The following is a 17,162-nucleotide window of genomic DNA, read 5'->3' as shown; positions in this document are numbered from 1 at the left end:
GCCGGCGAGGGAGAAGCGGAATGCGCGCAGACCAAGAGGGCACACCGGGCGCCGCCGCGGCGGGTGCCCTGGACGGGATCGTCGTCGCCGACTTCGGCCGCGTCCTCGCGGGGCCGTACATGACGATGCTCCTCGCCGACCTGGGCGCGGACGTCATCAAGATCGAGCGGCCGGGCTCCGGGGACGACACCCGCGCGTGGGGGCCGCCGTTCGCCGGCGGCGAGGCCACGTACTTCCTCGGGGTGAACCGCAACAAGCGCTCCGTCTCGCTCGACCTGACGGACCCGGAGGACCTGGCGACGGCGCGCGCGATCGTCGACCGCGCGGACGTCCTGGTGGAGAACTTCCGGCCCGGCACGATGGAGAAGCTGGGGCTCGGGTACGAGGACGTGCGCGCGGGCAATCCCGGGCTCGTCTACTGCTCGGTGACCGGCTTCGGCACCGCCGAGGGCGCCCGGCTGCCCGGCTACGACCTGCTCGTGCAGGCCATGGGCGGCCTCATGAGCGTGACGGGCGAGCCGGAGGGCCCGGGGACGAAGGCGGGCGTCGCCCTCGTCGACGTCATCACCGGCCTCCACGCGGGCCTCGGGGTCCTCGCCGCCCTCCGGCACCGCGAGCGCACCGGCGAGGGCCAGCGCGTCGAGGTCTCCCTGCTCACCTCGCTCCTCTCGGCGCTCACCAACCAGGCCGCCGCCCACCTCGGGGCGGGGGTCGTCCCGCGCGCGATGGGCAACAGGCACCCGAGCATCGCGCCGTACGAGGTCTTCGAGGCCCAGGACCGGCCGCTGGTCCTCGCGGTCGGCACCGACCGCCAGTTCCGCGCCCTGTGTGAGCGGCTCGGCCGGCGGGAGCTCGCCGAGGACCCGCGTTTCGCGACCAACACGGCCCGGGTCGCGCACCGCGAGGAGCTGGTCGAGGCGCTGTCCGGGCCGCTCGGCACGCGCACGGCCGACGACTGGTTCGAGGAGCTGACGGCCGCCGGGGTGCCCTGCGGCCCCATCAACGACCTGGCCGCCGCCTTCGACCTCGCCGACCGGCTGGGGCTCGATCCGCGCGTCCCCGAGCCTGCCGCCGGCCCCGGTCAGGTCGTCAACCCGATCCGGCTCGGCGCCACCCCGCCCTCGTACCGAGCAGCTCCCCCGCGTCTGGGCGAGCACACGGACGCGCTGCTCGCGGCCCTGGGACGGCCCGCGCGTACGCCCTGATCCATAGGAAGATGGTGGTCACCGGCGGTGGATGCGGCCGGTGGGCGACATCGGGAACGGAAGGTCACAGGCGATGAGCAGCGCGGTGCAGAGACGGCGGCCGCAGACCGCCCAGCAGTTCGTCCTGGAGGAACTGCGGCGCGCCATCACCAGCGGGGAGCTCAAGCCGGGCGACCAGATCCGTCAGGACGCGCTGGCGGCCCGGTTCGACGTGAGCCGCGTCCCCCTCCGCGAGGCGCTCAAGGCCCTGGAGGCCGAGGGCCTGGTCGTGCACCACATACACCGGGGGTACTTCGTCGCGGAGCTCTCGCTCGCCGACCTGGAGGAGATCTACCGGATCCGGGAGCTCCTGGAGACGGAGGCGGTGCGCATGGCCGTGCGCCGCATGCCGGACGGTACGGTCGAGGCGCTCGAAGCCATCCAGCGCGAGGTGGAGCGGGCGGCCGAGGACGGTGACGTGCCGGGGATGGCGGCGGCGAACAGGCGCTTCCACTTCACCCTGATCGAGGCGTCCGGGATGCCGCGCCTGGTCCGCCTCATCGCGACCCTGTGGGACTCCACCGACGCGTACCGCTCGCTCTACTACACGAAGACCTCGCACCGCGCACAGGCCGTCCACGAGCACCGCGCCGTGCTCTCCGCGCTCCTCCACGGCGACGAGCACGCCGCCGTGCGCTGGCTCGACGACCACCGCGCCCACGCGGTGGCGGCGCTCCGCGAAGTCCTGGACCTGGACCGGGGCTGAGATTCGGCTGCATTTGACCACAGACATGCAGTTCGTTTACATCGCCAACACATGAGCTAGGCGTAATCTGCTAGCCCTCCGTGTACCTTTGGAGGCATGGAGGATGACACCGCACGCCTGGCAGCCACAGAGCCCCTTGTCACCGCAGCCGAGATCGCCCGGCTGACGGGAGTGACGCGTGCCGCCGTCTCCAACTGGCGCAGGCGTCACGAGGACTTCCCGGCCCCTGTCGCGGGTGGTGCCGGCAGCCCGCTCTTCTCCCTTCCCGAGGTCCGATCCTGGCTCGCGAACCAGAGCAAGGGCAAGGGCAAGGAGGCGTCCGCCGAGGTCCGCCTGTGGGAACAGCTGCGCACCATCTACGGCGACGACATGGTCCGCGGGCTCACGCAGGTCGCGGAGATCCTGGTCCAGGGCGACCGCGCCAGCAGGGGAAGCCGCGAGGATGCTCTCCGTTCCCTCATCGGTGAACTGGCCGCGGACCGCTCCCCCGCCGAGCTGCTCGCAGGTCTCACCGCCCGGTACGTCGACTCCTCCGGGCGCGCCGGGTCCGATGGCATCACCTCCCCACGACTCACGCAAGCGATCATGTACTTCGCAGGCGAGGAGGCGAGAACCGTCCTGGATCCCGCCTGCGGAATCGGTTCGCTGCTCTTCTCCTTCGGCGGCCGGGCCGACGCGCTGTCCGGCCAGGACGTCGACCCCGCGAACGCCCGTTTCGCCGAGCTTCGCGGGGGGCTCATGGCTCTCCCCGATGTCACAGTCCGGGCAGGCGATTCCCTGCGCAACGACCAGTACCAAGATCTCAAAGCCGAACTCGTGGTCTGCGAACCGCCGGTGGGCGTTGCCGACTGGGGGCGGGAGGACCTTCTCCTGGATCCGCGTTGGGAGTTCGGCGTTCCATCCCGCGCCGAGAGCGAGCTGGCCTGGCTGCAGCACTGTTACTTCCACACCACCCCAGGTGGTCAGGTCGTCATGGTGATGCCCACCTCCGTCGCCTACCGAAAGGCCGGACGCCGCATCCGGGCCGAGGTGGTACGTCGTGGCCTGCTGACCCACGTCGTTGCCCTCCCTCCAGGGATGGCCGCCTCCCACTCCCTTTCGGTTCATCTGTGGGTGCTCAGGCGTCCGACGGACGCTCACCAGCTGGTCGAGTCCGTTCGCATGACCGACCTCACCGGCAACGCGCTCGACGCGTCGTTCGAACCCCAGCCGGGGCAGAGCACCGAGGTACCTCGTATCGAGCTGCTCGACGACACCGTCGATCTGACACCGTCGACCCACATCGCCGCCCGGCTGACCGACTACGCAGCTCAGTACGCAGCTGTCCGGGCCGATATCGGCAAGCGACTGGCCCTGCTGCAGGACCTCTTGCCCACCCTGTCCGAAGGCGCCGGCGGCAACCTGCAGGACGGCGCCGTGGTGAGCCTCTCCGAACTCGCCCGCGCCGGACTCATCAGGACGTCCGAGGACGCGGCGGTGTCGACCAGCGAGCAGCTAGACACCGACTACCTCAACGGGTTCCTCCGAAGCTCCGCCAATAATCGCCGGTCGACCACTGCGAGCGGCACGTTCCGTACCGACACGCGTGGCGCTCGCATCCCTCAGATGGGGATCGAGGACCAGCGCCGGTACGGCGCCGCCTTCCGCTCCCTCGTCGAGTTCGAGCGGCTCGTGCGGGACCTCACCGAGCTCGGTGAGCGCGCCGCCACGCTGGCGCGTGACGGTCTCACCGGTGGAGCCCTGCTGCCGCCGTCGGAAGGCGACGGCAGCTGACTTCCCGGCTCCCCTGTAAGGGAGCCGTCATGCCTCCGGCAGGAACGGGCTCGGCTCGCCGCTCCAGGACACGTGCAAGGCCTCCCGGGCGCGCGTGCAGGCCACGAAGAGCACGCACCGCTCCCGCAGCATGTCCGAGTCGTGCTGGAGCCGGTCGACCTCCGGCGGCGTGATCTCGCGGGCGAACGGCACGGCGCCCTCGGTCACACCGACGACCGCCACGCACCGGAACTCGAGCCCCTTCATCGCGTGCATGGTCGCCAGCCGTACCCCCTCGGCGGTCGGCGCCGGGTTGTCCTTCACCTTCACCGTCGGTACGCCGGCCGCTTCGAGCCGGGTGCGCACCTTGTCGAGCAGGAGGTTGAACCTCGTGCACACGGCGATCTCGGCGGGGCGGATCCCCTGGCCCAGCCATCCCTGGACGCGTTCGACCAGCGCCGCGACCTCGGCCTGTTCCGAAGGGTGGCCGCCGACATGGGGACGCCTGCCGTGCAGCAGCGACCGATACCCTGCGAGGCTGTCCCCTCCGTCGCCGCCGAGGTCGGCGACCGGCTCGTCGGCGAGTACGCCGGTGGACCACACCAGGATCTCCTCCGTGCTGCGGTAGTTGATCCGCAGACGGCTGGAACGCCCCGTGACCTGAATGCCGAGCGACGCCAGCGAGACGTGGGTGTCATAGATCCGCTGATGCGGGTCGCCGGTGATGAACAGGTCGTCCGATCCCGGTGCGACCGCTGCCCTCAACACACGCCACTGGGCCGGGTGGAGGTCCTGTGCCTCGTCCACGACCACATGCGTGTACCCATGGGTCGCGCGGCCGGCTTCCGTCATCAGACGAGCGGCCTCGTCGCAGATCTGGAGGTGGGTGCGGACCCCCTTCCCGGCGAGCGTGGTCCGGAACGCGTCGATCGCTCGCCACAGCTGCGCCCGCTTCAGCGGTCCGAGCGCTGTCCCGCGACCCTTGCGGCCGGCACCGAGGTACTCGTCGACGGTCCGCAGATCCTGAGCGAGGATCACGTGCCGGTATTCCTGCGCCAGGAACTGTTCGGTCCACGGCAGCCCAAGATCCTTCACCACCTGCTGCCAGACGCGCCGCTCCTCCTGGTCCCCGATGGGGGTGGGTGTCCGGCCGCCCAGGTCGCGCACCAGCCGAAAGGCGTAGGCGTTGACCGTGGTCACGTCGACGCGGGCGAGCTGTGCCTCGTCGTCGAGGAGGAGGGCGAGGTTATCCCGAAGTGCGGCCGCGAGCACGTTGGTGTACGTGGTCAGGAGGACGCGGGCGTCGGGCGACCGGGACAGCAGGTGCTTCACCCGGTGCAGGGCCACGACGGTCTTGCCGGTGCCCGGGCCGCCGGAGACCTGGGCGGGCCCGTTGTACGACACCCGGTAGGCGAGACGCCGCTGGGAGGGGTGCAGGAAGACGCGCCATGCCGCGAACGGCTTCGCCAGGATGTCTGCGAGTTCGTCGGGCTCCGTGATGAGGGTGATCCGACTGCTGGTGTTGGCGATGGCGGTGGCCAGGTCCTCGTCCGGCTCGGGTGTGGCGTCCGCCGGCCTGCGCACGGCGACCACGTCCCGGTAGACGTCGTCGGGTGTGAACCCTTCGGCGAGGAAGGTGAGGACCTCGAACTGGTCCTCGGGCAGCAGCGTCCCGAACGCGTCGAGCTGTGGCCTGTCGATGACGGTCCGCACCGCCCGGAGTACCTGGTCGTCGATGCCCAAGTGGCGAAGGGTGGTGTCGGAATACGAGGCGAAGAGCAGTTTGGGGGCCGTGCTCGCGGCCTTCTCCAGCGCGGGCGTGAGCTGTTCGATGGCGACGGCGTTGCGCACTTCGAGGCCACGGGTGGCGGTGTTGACGGTGTAGAGGCGCTTGGCGGCCCAGGTGTACGCGTCGTCGTGGGGCACCACGTTCAGCAGGAGGAAGGTGTCGCTGCCGTCGTCGGGTGCGAGGACGACACCGCGCCAGAAGTCGTTGATGCGGATCGTCCGCATCCTCGGGTCCCGCGCCTTGTCGACGGATTCGAGGTGCAGTCCCTTGTCCGCGTGCAGTTCCGCGACCGTCAGCAGCTGGAACTTGGTCATCGCCTTACGTACGCCTGCTCTGACCTGCTTCTCCAGAACCTCGTAGCTCTCCCAGAAGGAGTTGGCGAAGGCGAGTTGGGGCACGGGGCGGACTCCTCAGGGGACATGGGGATCGACGTGGCGATCATACGAGTGCGCCGGAGGCGAGGTGCTCGGCGAGGGTTCGGACGTCCTGGAGGAGGACGTCCGGCGATCTGTCCAGGTCCAGCGCGTGCTGGTGGATGGTGATGCCCGCGTTGCGGACGCGGTGGGCGGCGTGGGGTGCGTTGCCCTTGGCGTAGACGAGGTGTCCTTCGGACAGGCCGAGTGCCGTGCAGTACGCGAGCATCTGGTAGAGGTCGGCTTCCGGGAAGCCTTCGGGTTTCTCCGCTTTGTACTTGGCGTCGGCGACCGCGCGGGCCACGCCGTGATCCGCGTACCAGACGAGGTCGGGTCTCATGCGGACGGTGTTGCCCTGGTCGAGATGGATGCCCTTGGCCTGGAGTTCGGCCCGGCCGCCGTATGGAGCCAAGGCTTCCCGCAAGGCGGTGCAGACGAAGTCCTCGAAGAGCTTGTTCATGTCGAAGAGAAAACCCTCGATGCGGAGCGGCCCCTCGCCGTGCTCGACGGAAGCACCACGCAGAACGGTCTCGGCGAGGCGGAGGGCACTGTGGTGACGTGCGTTGAGGCGGGTCGGCCGCCAGGCGGGCAGGGGCTGGCCCCCGACGAGCGGTGCGACGTCCGCAAACCGGCCACGGTGGTGGGCAAGGCGGCGCCGCACGTCCCGGGGCACTTGGGGCAAGCGGAGCAGTTTCTCGGTGGCGGCGCGCAGGATGCGGTTCTCGGCGATGTCGGTCGTGTACTCGTCGTAGACGACCTCCACGGGGAGCGGCTGTCCGAAGCGGCGCCGTATCTGGTCGGCCTCGCGGACGCGGCCCCGGACGACGAGGGCGCTCTCCTCGGTGGTCCGGTATCCCTGGATCAGTCCCTGGCCGAGTGCTCTGGCGAGCTGGCGTTCGTAGGCGTGCGCGAAGGCCGGCAGTACGTCGGCGTGTTCGGCGACGTCGACGTCGTGGCCGGTCGGAGCGGTGGACGGGGACAACGCGTAGCTCATGAGGAAGAACAGCCGGGCGATGGGCACCTTGGGTGTGATCCGCAGCATGAAGTCCCCGGTGCCGGGCAGCCGGAAGGTGACCGCGCCTACCTTGCTGCCCGCCCGCAGTCTCCACTGGCCGGGCTGGTCCGGGTCGGGTGCGGCGTCGACGATCCGGGACGCGGCGAGCGCCTGTCCGACGGCTGCCGGCAGGGGCAGCCGGACCGCCGGGGCATGCTCGACGAGGCGGACGGCGGGGATGGCGGTCACACCACGTTCTCCGGATCGATCGCCCTACGCAGGCTTTCGAGCCCGTACCGGGCCTGGATGTCGACGCCTTCACCGTAGTGGTGCTCTACGAGCAGGGGAAGGATCTTGGTGCGCCAGGTGCGGCCGAGACCGCCTTCGCGGTAGACGCCCTTCTTCATCAGGTACGAGGGGCCGATCCGGAAATCGGGGTCGTCGATGCGGGCGTTGAGGGCGTCGAGCAGGTCGGCGGGTTCGGGATCCAGGCCCTGGGCCGCGAGCCAGCGCCGGAGCAGGCCGCTGGTGGGTTCGGTGCGGGGTGACAGTTCGACGAAGGCGAAACGGCGGCGCATGGCGGCGTCGACGAGGGCGATGGAGCGGTCGGCGGTGTTCATGGTGCCGATGACGAAGAGGTTCGGCGGCAGGGCGAAGTCGTCGCCGGAGTAGGTCAGGCGCACCGACCTGTTGCGGTACTCCAGCAGGAAGTACAGCTCGCCGAAGACCTTGGCCAGATTGGCGCGGTTGAGCTCGTCGATGATCAGGAAGTGGGGGATGTGCCGGTTGCCCTCCCGGGAGGCGAGGTCGGCGAGTTCGCGCAGCGGGCCTGCCGTGAGCCGGAAGGCGACCTCCCTGGTGTCCGGGTCCTCGCGCGGCCGGAAGCCCTCGAAGAAGTCCTCGTAGGCGTAGGAGGGGTGGAACTGCACGAGCTTGACCTGCTCGGGTCCGCCGCCGAGGAACTCGGCGAGGCGGAGCGCGAGGAAGGTCTTCCCCGTGCCGGGCGGCCCGTAGAGCACGAGCTGCCGCTCGTCCCAGAGCAGGTCGCGCAGTTCATTGAGCCAGTCCACGTCGTGGACGAGGAGGTCGTCGGCCAGTTCCTTTCCCGGTTCGGGTAGTTCGAGCTCGCGCCGGCGCTGGGTGATCACCTCGATCTCGGCGCTCGCGTCGCCGTCGGCCGCCGCCTCGGCTTCCGTGGCCAGTTCGGCGTCAGAGAGTCCAAGGCCGTCAAGGAGCGGCTTGACCACGGTCAGGTCGACGATGTCGTGCTGTACCGACAGCTTCTGCTGCAGTTCCTCGGGCAGCTCGTCGTACGGGTAGCCGCGGGCCTGCCATTCGACGGGCCGCCGCAGGTTGGACCGGCCCCCGTCCGAGACGGTCTGTTCCATGGCTCCGGCGACCTCGCCGACGTACAGCTGCCCCCGGGAGATCGTGCACACGGTGTCGCCGGGCTTCATGCGCGACAGGAACGCGTGCAGTTCCTCCACCAGTTCCAGCTTCTGGTTGTACGTGGCCGCCGACTCGTAGTCCTCCTCGACGAAGGAGCGCAGCCGGTCCTTGCTCACGCCCTGGGCGACGTCCTGTCGCAGTCGGGTGGCGGCGAGGGAGACGCGCTGCTCCGGCAGCCACATGCGCTGCACCAAGTCGATGCCGGTGACGTTGGACCCGCGCACGAGCCAGGCACGGCTGGGGCCCCAGCCGGCGTGGTTCAGGAAGTCTCCCAGTGGGTGCCCGTCAGCGGTCTTCCACTCCACCCATCCGTTGGCGCTACGTCCCACGAGGATCTCCGCCGCGGCCGACGGCGAGTTGCACTCGATGTCGCGGTCCGTCTCCAGCCATCCCGTCCAGGTCGCGGATTCCCGGATCGCTCCCTGCTCGATGAGCTGCTCCCGGAACCGGTGCGAGGATGGCATCCGCTCCGGGAAGGAGGGGACGACCTCCGGCCGTGCCGGCGAGCCCGCGAGGACGACGAACTTCTGGCTGCCGTTGGTGCCTTTCTCCGCAAGGAGACGCCCCCGCGCCCGGGGCCCTCCCCCGGGCAGACGCAGCAGGAATTCCGGATACGCCACGGGCTCGGGACTCTGGTCGTACTGCTCGCTCACACTCACTCCTCGTCAACGCCTTCTCGACCCTACCTGCGGCGTTCGACAGTCGACGGTGGGCGTCAGGTCAGGGTGTTGGTCAGGTGGGGTCCTATGTAACCGACATAGATCCCGTGGTCCGCGCAAGCGGCGTCGTGGTAATGGAGCCGGGGGGCCACCGTATTGCCCCCGCCGATCCGCACGTGCGCGCCCATGAAGATCTTCCGTTCCTCGTGCACACGTGCCGGCACCGGGAAAGTGCGTTCCTTGCGCCAGGCTGTGTTGGCCTTCACGCTCTTGGACTCGTCACGGACGATCTTCCGCGGCGACAGGACGTGTACTCCGCTGGGGGCGGATGCGCACCACTGCTTGAAGTCGCTGGCGACCTCGCCCTCTGCGGCAGCGTCGGCGAAGTCCCTCAGGGCCAGGAGAGCATCCCAGGCCATGCGCACCCACGACGAGCCGTAGGCCTGGTCGTCGAGTTCCAGGGCGGTCTTCCGGGAGCCCGTGAAATGGACTCTCGGCATGGCATCGATCCGGGTGAGGATCTCATCGAACGAGGAAGGGCCGTCACCGAGACCCCCGGACACGGCGTAAGCTTCCTCGGCGGCGACGAAGACAGCCAACCGCTGCTGAAGATCCAGTACCTGCGCCTTCGCCCGGTGAAGCTCCTGGTACTGCTCGTCGTAGTCGACGATGAACTGAGTCTCGTTGTCCCCCGCCCTGCGCAGCTCGTGCTTCAGGTCCCGGATCTCGTCCGCGCGCACGCGCTGTTCGCGCCCCGCCTCGTCGAGAATCTCCAGCAGTGCATGGTTCTCGTCGCGCAGCGAGTCGAGTTCGGAGCCGCCCACACCTTCCCTCGTACGTGTGCGCATCACCGGGACCGAGTCCAGTTCCGCCGGCAGCGGGATACGAGCCGCGAGATTCTGGGGCAGCTGGGCGAGGATGCGGCGAGCGTGCTGGGGCCTCTCGGTGATCAGCCGGCGCGACATCACCCGGTGCCGTTGGGCGTCGGCGGACCAGGCCGGATCGACACCCGGCAGGTACGTACGGACGCCTCCGCCGTAGACACGGTGGTGCTCGAGGTGCCGGTTGAACTCCGCACCCGCCTCAGAGGTCAGGACGTACAGAACCGCCAGTCCGGCGAGGGGGCGGACCAGCGGGTCGACGGTCCTTTCCAGCCATTTGTCGAAGTCCTCTCCGTATGGGGTGCTCGCCAGGACGATCGGAAGACGCCGTTCTGCGTCACAGAGCTCGTCGATGACCGATTCGACGTCTTCCGCCTCGACAACCTGCGGCATGGCTGTCACATCTGCGCGGCCGTCACGAGCTTCCAACACGGTGAGCAGGCTCTTGGCCAGACGTGGTGTCTTCGCTGGGACGGGAAGTATGTCGGGATCGTCGGGCAGATGTTCGACGTCGAGTTGCACCCATGTCGGCCCGTCGTTCACCTGCCGGGCCAGTACGACTGTCTGCCAGATGCCGCCAGGCGCTGTCTCTCGAAGCCTCCATCGTCCGTAGGCACCGGTAGTCCCGGTGCTCGCGTCGTGGTCGAGGGTCACGCCGCGGGCGATCTCGTTGCGCCCTTCAGTGAACGCGTCCACGTCGTAGCCCTTCGGCGCCTCCTTCAGCCACCGGCGTAGCTGGTCGTCGACGGCGGCGCCGGTCCTGACGTAGTCGAGTCCGCTGGTGACCACCATGCGGTAGCGACGGGTGTCCATGATGCTCCTCTGGTCGTCATCGAAGGCCGTGCTCCGCGGTGCGGAGCGGGGCGAGGGTCAGAGCCGGGCCGAGGGAAGGATCCTCAGCAATTCGGTCACGTCCTGGTGCCAGGCACGTACCTCGGCCGGAGTCGGCGGCAGTTCGTAGGTGTGGTGGTGGCAGGCGGCGCTGAGGGCGGACCATACCGCGTACCACTGGCGGGCGACCGAGGGACGGACATACCACTGCAGGCAGATCAGCCGGCTGCGGCCGTTGCGGGTCATGTGCGGGCTCACGCTCTGCCAGAAGAAGTCGAGCGTCTCGTCCAGAGCGAGCCGGAGCAGGACTGCCGCGGCCCTGGCTCGGAGCCCAGGGGGGAGCGTGTGCGCCGCGCCCTGGGGGGTGTGTCCCGACAGCAACTGGTCGGCGGCGGCGAGCAGTCCGCTCGTGGGAAGAGTCATCGGGCGAGCACCGCCTTGGCGAGCCGCTCGGTGCGTCGCACGAGGTCGCGGCGGTCACCGACGGGGGTGCGAGGTGCCTGGTGGGAAGCCTCGTTACAGAGAAGGACGAGCGCCTTCGCCCAGGTGCCGTAATCGGCCGCGATGCTGTCGAGCACGTCACCTCGGTTGAGCCGGGCGTCCGACGGGGCGAGGGTGAGGGCCACCAACTCCGTGAGCGGTCCGACGGCGGCGATCCGCTCCTCCACGGCCCGCTCGTCGAGTCCCGCGGCGCGCAACGCGATGCGGGCACGTTCGAGGTAGGCGGCTTCCAGAGCGACCCGGCACATCGCCGGCAGTACGCGGTCCGCCACGTCGGAGGGCAGGTTCGGGTCCAGCGCGATCGCCCGGGCTTCGTCCAGCGCCTGGGACACCGGATCGCTCACGTCGGTCACCTGGACTACCGAGTCGGTCTGGCGCGACACGTACTTGACCGTGGCCTTGATGCCGAGGCGCCTGACGGCCTGCTCGAGCCGGGTGTCGTGGGTGAAGACGATCACCTGCCGATGCTGGGCATAGAGATCCAGCACCTTGGCAAGTCCGTCGACCTTCTCCGTGTCCATGGACTGGACCGGGTCGTCGATGACGAGGAACCGGAACGGGCTGTTCTCGTGCGTGGCCCGGGGAATGAACAAGGCCAGGGCAAGAGAGTGCAGTTCGCCCTGGCTCATGACCCCGAAGGCGGGCGCTTCGATGTCGTCGACCGAGACATCGAGTACTACTTTCCTGCTGGTCGTCGTCCCGGTGAGAGCGATCGCGCCGAGGGAGACGCTGCTGCGCTCGCACAGCAGGTTCCACACGGCCTGGGACTGGTCGGCGATGGGCCGCAGTCGCTCGTCGCGCAGTTCCTCGGTCGTCTTCTTCAACCAGGCGCGCACGGCCTTCAAATGCCGGATCCGGGGCTTCGCTTCCTCAGCGGCCTCGGCCTGGCTCAGCCACTCCCCGAGCTGCCCGGCCGCGGTCTGCCAGCGGGCGTTCCGGGCAGCGAGCCGCCTGGCTGCGTCGTCTCGCACCTGGGCGCAGGCGTCACCGAGGACGGCCGAGGCCCGCTCGGCGCGCACCGCCAACTCGTGCGCGTCGGCGACTGCCCGGCATGTCGTCCAGTCATGCCAGAGCGGGGCGAGATCGGGTTCGTCCGATTCGAGGTGAGGCGGCACGGGGTGCACCAAATCGTGAACGGCCCGCTTGGCGGCGCCCAGGTCCTGACGCGCTCTCCGCGCCGCTGCGGCTTCGGCCTGGAGGCGCTCGACCTGTTCGCGTGCACGCGCCGCCCACGCCCGGTCGAGGCGGCCGCTGCTGCCGCACACCGGACAGTCGGCGGACTCGGGGTGACGGCGGCGGTGGTCGAGAGCCTTCTCGAGCAGCTCGATGAGCTGCCGTGCGTCCTCGGCGGTACTGAAGCGCGCATCGTCGGCCGCTGCGGCTGCCTCACGAAGGCGGGCGACGGTCATCTTGACGGTATGCGGGTCAGGCGCCTCCAGCCCTGCCAGTCGGCGCAACCGCGCCAGATCCTCGTCGTCGGCGAGCGTGCTCCCATCAAGGAGCGCCCGCACCCGACCGAGGTCTGGGGCCTTGCCCGCGAGAGCGTCCGCCGCTTCAGCCGCACGGGGATCGTCCAGTTCCGACAGCCTCTCGCGGACGCCTCGCGCGATCGCGGTCGCCGCGTTGACACTGTCAGTCAGCGACTTGGCGAGGACCTGGGCCTTCTTGTCGGTCGCGCCGAGCAGGTCCAATCCGAGGATCTGCGAGAGAGCATCATGCAGCACGCTCGGCGAAGCGGTGATCATCGCACCCAGTTCGCTATAGGGCAGGAACGGCCGGTAAAGCGCCAGGTCGTCCGTGGAGATGACCTCCTGAAGCGCAGCATCCGGCATGTCACATCGCTGGACAAATGTGCGGGCGTCCGCCAGTCCCATACCGTGCCAGCTCCGGCGCACGGTGCCGGCAGGCTCGGCACCTCCGAAGGACAGCGTGACGGAAACCTGCGGACTGTCGTGGTCATGCAGGTTCCGCCACCCCTGCTTCCACACCTGGGTACGGTCCTGCCAGCGGTAGTTGTCGCCGGTGAGCGCCATCTCGGCCGCCTCGGCGATGCTCGACTTCCCGGAGCCGTTACGCCCGGCCACGATCGTCAGACCCGGACCGGGAGGAACGTCGAGCGTGACGCCCGGGCCGATGCCGCGCCACCCGGATGCCGAGACCGACTCCAGGTACACGTTTCCCGTCCGCCGGCCGTGTCCGACGGGAGTGGCAGGCAGCAGTGCTCGCACGACGTCCTGCGCCTCGGGCGCCAGGCCGGAGTCGAGTAGTCGACCGAGGACGAGGTCATGGAGAGGGGCCGGGCTAGAAGGGGTGTCTTCGGTCATGGCTGGCGCTCCTCAGGTCGGGCATCGACGTCGAGATCGGCACGGGGAGGCCGCCCGGCATAGCCGCACAACCAGGCTGACACATGCGCGTTTACGTAGTCAACAGATGCTCCGGCATGTTCGATTCCTGAAGCGTGAATTCGATCCCTCCCGGCCGTCCACTACAACTCCGATGATCTACAGGGAAGTTCGATCGTCGCGCCAGCCTGCCGCCCCCTCACACTCCGTCTTCCCTCACTGACCAGCCGTGGCTACCCTCGTCATCAGTCGCGATCCTGGGGGGCATATGTCGGGGGACGTGTACGACTGGCTGCGCGCTGCCGTTTCACGTTTCGGCCACACTTGCAAGGCGAAGCTTTCCGGCGCCGGAAGCCCGGAGGCTTCGATCCGCGGGCCGCTCGAAAACCTCCTCCAGGCCATGGGTGAACACCACGATCTCCGAGAGGTCTCCTGGCACGACGAGTTCCGTGTCGCCGATCTCGGCGTGAGACCCGACTACGCGGTACGAGCGGGTGGAGAAGTCACCGGCTACCTCGAGCTCAAGAAGCCCGGGCTGTCCGTGGACCCCGGTACCTTCGCCAGGACCAACAGGGAGCAGTGGGAGAAGCTGCGGAACCTGCCTAACCTGCTGTACTCGAACGGCACCGAATGGCGGCTCTTCCGCGACGGGCAACAGCTCGGCGAGACCGTGTACTTCACAGGCGCTCTCCACAGCGCGGGGGACAAACTCGCTCTTGCCGACCCTGCCTCTTTCGACGCGCTGCTGCAGATGTTCCTGTTGTGGAAACCGCCCCGGATCGCCCATGTCACCCGGCTCGTCCAACATCTCGCCCCGCTGTGCCGCCTGCTCAGGTCGACGGTTCTGGAACAGCTCGCCGCCGAGGCCAAGTCACCTAGTCCGGACGACGACGCGCGCGCCCGCCCGTTCACCGGTCTGAAGAACGAGTGGCGTCGGTTACTCTTCCCCTCCGCCGACGATGCCACGTTCGCCGACGGCTACGCGCAGGCCGTCACGTTCGCCCTCCTCCTGGCCCGGTCCGAGGGGATGCTCGACAACGGCCCGAGCTTGCACGAGATCGGCCGACGCCTCGATGCGGACCACGCGCTGATGGGCAAGGCGCTCCAGCTTCTGACTGACCATGTGAACGAACGGTTCACCGTCACCCTCGATCTCCTGCAGCGCACAATCGCGGGAGTCGACTGGCCGGCGATCCGCTCCGGCAACCAGGATGCCTACCTTCACCTCTATGAACACTTCCTGACCGTCTACGACCCGGCGCTGCGCCAGAAGAGCGGCTCCTACTACACGCCACACGAGGTCGTCACGGAGATGGTCCGCCTCACTGAGGACGTCCTGCGTACCCGCCTCGGGCAACAGGAAGGCTTCGGCGGCGAGGACGTACGTATCGTGGATCCGGCCATGGGAACCGGTACGTATCTGCACACCGTCATCGAGCGGGTGGCGGGGTGGGCTGCCGAACGACACGGCCCGGCCATGGCCGGGGACGCCGTTTCCCGGCTGGCAAGCCGTCTCTACGGGTTCGAACTGCAAATGGGCCCCTTCGCGGTCGCGGAGCTACGTGCTTCCGACATCCTCAAACGCCATGAGTCGGCCCTCCCCGAGGGCGGACTCAACCTTTTCGTCACCGACACCTTGGACAACCCCTTCGTCGAGGACGACCACCTCCCCTCCCTGTACGGCGCACTGTCCGACTCCAGACGCCGAGCCAATGAGGTCAAGGCGAGGACGCCCGTGACCGTCGTCATCGGCAATCCTCCCTTTGACGACAAGGCGGAGAACCGGGGCGGGTGGGTGGAGAAGGGCAGCGGCCACGGCAGGCCGCTGCTCGATGATTTCCGGCTTCCAGGCAACGGCCGATACGAGCACATGCTCAAGAACATGTACGTGTACTTCTGGCGTTGGGCGGCCTGGAAGGTGTTCGACACCCATGAAGACAACCGGCAGGGGGTTGTCTGCTTCATCTCACCCTCCGGGTGGACCACTGGGCCGGGCGGCCGTGGCATGAGGGAGTACCTGCGGCGCACCTGCGACGAGGGCTGGGTCATCAACCTCTCCCCGGAAGGCCAGCGGTCCGATGTCGCCACCCGCGTGTTCCCTGGAGTCGCCCAACCGCTCGCCATATGTGTCTTCGTGCGGAGGCAGAGGGGGCGGCATGCGTCGGATCCCAGGGCTGTTGTCCACTACCGGTCCGTTTCGGGGAAGCGGACGGAGAAGTTCGCGGCGTTACGGGCGATCGAGTTGGACGACGACAACTGGCGAGAGGCGCACAGCGAGGACGTGCTCCCGTTCACGCCGCGGACTCAGTCCGGCTGGGACGAATTCCCGGCACTGGACGACCTGTTCCCCTGGGGCAGTCCGGGGGTCAAGCCGAATCGCTCGTGGGTGAGTGCCCCGTCCGCCGAGACTCTGCGAAAGAGGTGGGCGCGATTGGTTCGGGAGCCGGATCCAGTGGCCAAGGCGGAGTTGTTCAAGGAGACTCGTGACCGGACTCTGTCCGGGAAGAGAGACCCCCTGCCCGGTCAGCCGGTCCACCAACGCTCGATCGCCCAGGAGGGGTCGACCCAGCCGCAAGCGGTCCGGACAGCTCTGCGGAGCTTCGACCGGCAGTGGCTGATTCCTGATCACCGCGTCATCGACTTCCCCCGTCCTGATCTGTGGGCTGCAACGCAACAGACTGGGCAACTCTTCCTCAACCAGCAGTCGTCCCATGAGATCGAGTCCGGCCCCGCCGTGATGGCGACCCACCTGATTCCGGACACTCACCATTTCAACGGACGCGGCGGCAGAGTGATGCCGCTTCTCCACCCCGACGGTTCACCGAACGTCCTCAGCGGCCTCCTTCCTCTACTCGCACGCGCTCTCGGCCGCACGACGGTCGACGCGGTGGATCTGGCTGCGTATGTGCTCGGCATCACCGGGCACGGCCGGTTCACTGAGCACTTCGCCGAGGAACTCCTCACCCCCGGTGTACGCGTGCCGCTGACACGCGATCCAGGGCTGTGGGGCCGGGCGGTCGCGCTGGGCGGGGAGGTGATGTGGGCATCGACGTACGGCCATCGCCGCGTGGACCACGATGCCGGACGTAAGGAAGGCGGCATCGAGTTCCTGCCAGGGGATCCTCGGCAGGTTCGCTATCTCACGCCCATCGGCCGGGCAGTTCCGGAGAAGATGCGGTACGACGTCGACACGCGAACCCTCCATGTCGGCGACGGTACGTTCGCCCCCGTGCCCGAGGCCGTCTGGTCCTATGACGTCGGTGGCATGCACGTCGTCACCAAGTGGTTCGGCTATCGCAAGGCCAGGCCCAGCAGTAAGCGCACGAGTCCGCTGGACGACATCCATGTGGATGTCTGGCCGGCCGAGTGGACGATGGAGCTCATCGAGCTGCTCTCGGTACTGCGCCGTCTCACTGACCTCGCGCCGGCCCAGAGCGAACTCCTCCACGAGGTACTGGCCGGCCCTGTCCTCACGCGGTCCCAAATGGTCGCGTCGTGTGTGCTGCCGGTCAAGGAAGCTTCGCGCAAAGCGCGCCGGCCGGCGCCGAACGGCCTGTTCGGTGAGGACTCGATCTCATGAGGCGGGTCAGGCCGGCTCCGC

Annotated in this window: 10 protein-coding genes; 4 read left to right on the top strand and 6 right to left on the bottom strand. The window is 68.7% G+C overall.

Annotated features, from left to right (window positions below; genetic code table 11):
* The first annotated feature begins 20 nt into the window (after positions 1-20).
* The 3 genes from OG357_RS37280 to OG357_RS37270 all read left to right on the top strand — a co-directional run bounded on the left by OG357_RS37280 (position 21) and on the right by OG357_RS37270 (position 3,723).
* Positions 21-1,205 carry a CaiB/BaiF CoA transferase family protein gene (locus tag OG357_RS37280; RefSeq protein WP_329625319.1) on the top strand — a complete coding sequence of 395 codons (1,185 nt, stop codon included), beginning with the start codon at positions 21-23 and terminating at the stop codon, positions 1,203-1,205.
* Between the two features lie 73 nt (positions 1,206-1,278).
* The gene (locus tag OG357_RS37275) at positions 1,279-1,950 is read left to right on the top strand and encodes a GntR family transcriptional regulator (protein WP_329625318.1); all 672 of its coding nucleotides are present in this window, start codon (positions 1,279-1,281) and stop codon (positions 1,948-1,950) included.
* A gap of 96 nt (positions 1,951-2,046) precedes the next feature.
* Positions 2,047-3,723, top strand: coding sequence for an N-6 DNA methylase (locus tag OG357_RS37270; RefSeq protein WP_329625317.1), 1,677 nt, complete (start codon positions 2,047-2,049; stop codon positions 3,721-3,723).
* A gap of 27 nt (positions 3,724-3,750) precedes the next feature.
* Here OG357_RS37270 and OG357_RS37265 read toward each other — a convergent pair whose 3' ends face one another.
* The 6 genes from OG357_RS37265 to OG357_RS37240 all read right to left on the bottom strand — a co-directional run bounded on the left by OG357_RS37265 (position 3,751) and on the right by OG357_RS37240 (position 13,543).
* Positions 3,751-5,889, bottom strand: coding sequence for a UvrD-helicase domain-containing protein (locus OG357_RS37265; protein ID WP_329625316.1), 2,139 nt, complete (start codon positions 5,887-5,889; stop codon positions 3,751-3,753).
* Positions 5,890-5,929: 40 nt separating this feature from the next.
* Positions 5,930-7,138 carry an McrC family protein gene (locus tag OG357_RS37260; RefSeq protein WP_329625821.1) on the bottom strand — a complete coding sequence of 403 codons (1,209 nt, stop codon included), beginning with the start codon at positions 7,136-7,138 and terminating at the stop codon, positions 5,930-5,932.
* A 5-nt stretch (positions 7,139-7,143) separates the two neighbouring features.
* Positions 7,144-9,000, bottom strand: coding sequence for a DUF4357 domain-containing protein (locus tag OG357_RS37255; protein WP_329625315.1), 1,857 nt, complete (start codon positions 8,998-9,000; stop codon positions 7,144-7,146).
* A 62-nt stretch (positions 9,001-9,062) separates the two neighbouring features.
* Complete coding sequence (locus OG357_RS37250) at positions 9,063-10,700, bottom strand: hypothetical protein (RefSeq protein ID WP_329625314.1); 1,638 nt, start codon at positions 10,698-10,700, stop codon at positions 9,063-9,065.
* 57 nt (positions 10,701-10,757) lie between these two features.
* Positions 10,758-11,141, bottom strand: coding sequence for a hypothetical protein (locus OG357_RS37245; protein WP_329625313.1), 384 nt, complete (start codon positions 11,139-11,141; stop codon positions 10,758-10,760).
* Positions 11,138-13,543, bottom strand: a complete 2,406-nt coding sequence (locus tag OG357_RS37240; RefSeq protein ID WP_329625312.1) for an AAA family ATPase — start codon at positions 13,541-13,543, stop codon at positions 11,138-11,140. Before OG357_RS37240 ends, OG357_RS37245 begins: the two co-directional genes overlap by 4 nt.
* Before the next feature lie 298 nt (positions 13,544-13,841).
* On the opposite strand from OG357_RS37240, the gene OG357_RS37235 reads away from it, so the two are divergent.
* Complete coding sequence (locus OG357_RS37235) at positions 13,842-17,141, top strand: type ISP restriction/modification enzyme (protein ID WP_329625311.1); 3,300 nt, start codon at positions 13,842-13,844, stop codon at positions 17,139-17,141.
* Positions 17,142-17,162: the final 21 nt, after the last annotated feature.

It is taken from the genome of Streptomyces sp. NBC_01255 (assembly GCF_036226445.1).
In the GTDB taxonomy this organism is placed as follows: Bacteria; Actinomycetota; Actinomycetes; order Streptomycetales; family Streptomycetaceae; genus Streptomyces.
This window is presented reverse-complemented; position numbering and strand designations above follow the sequence as displayed.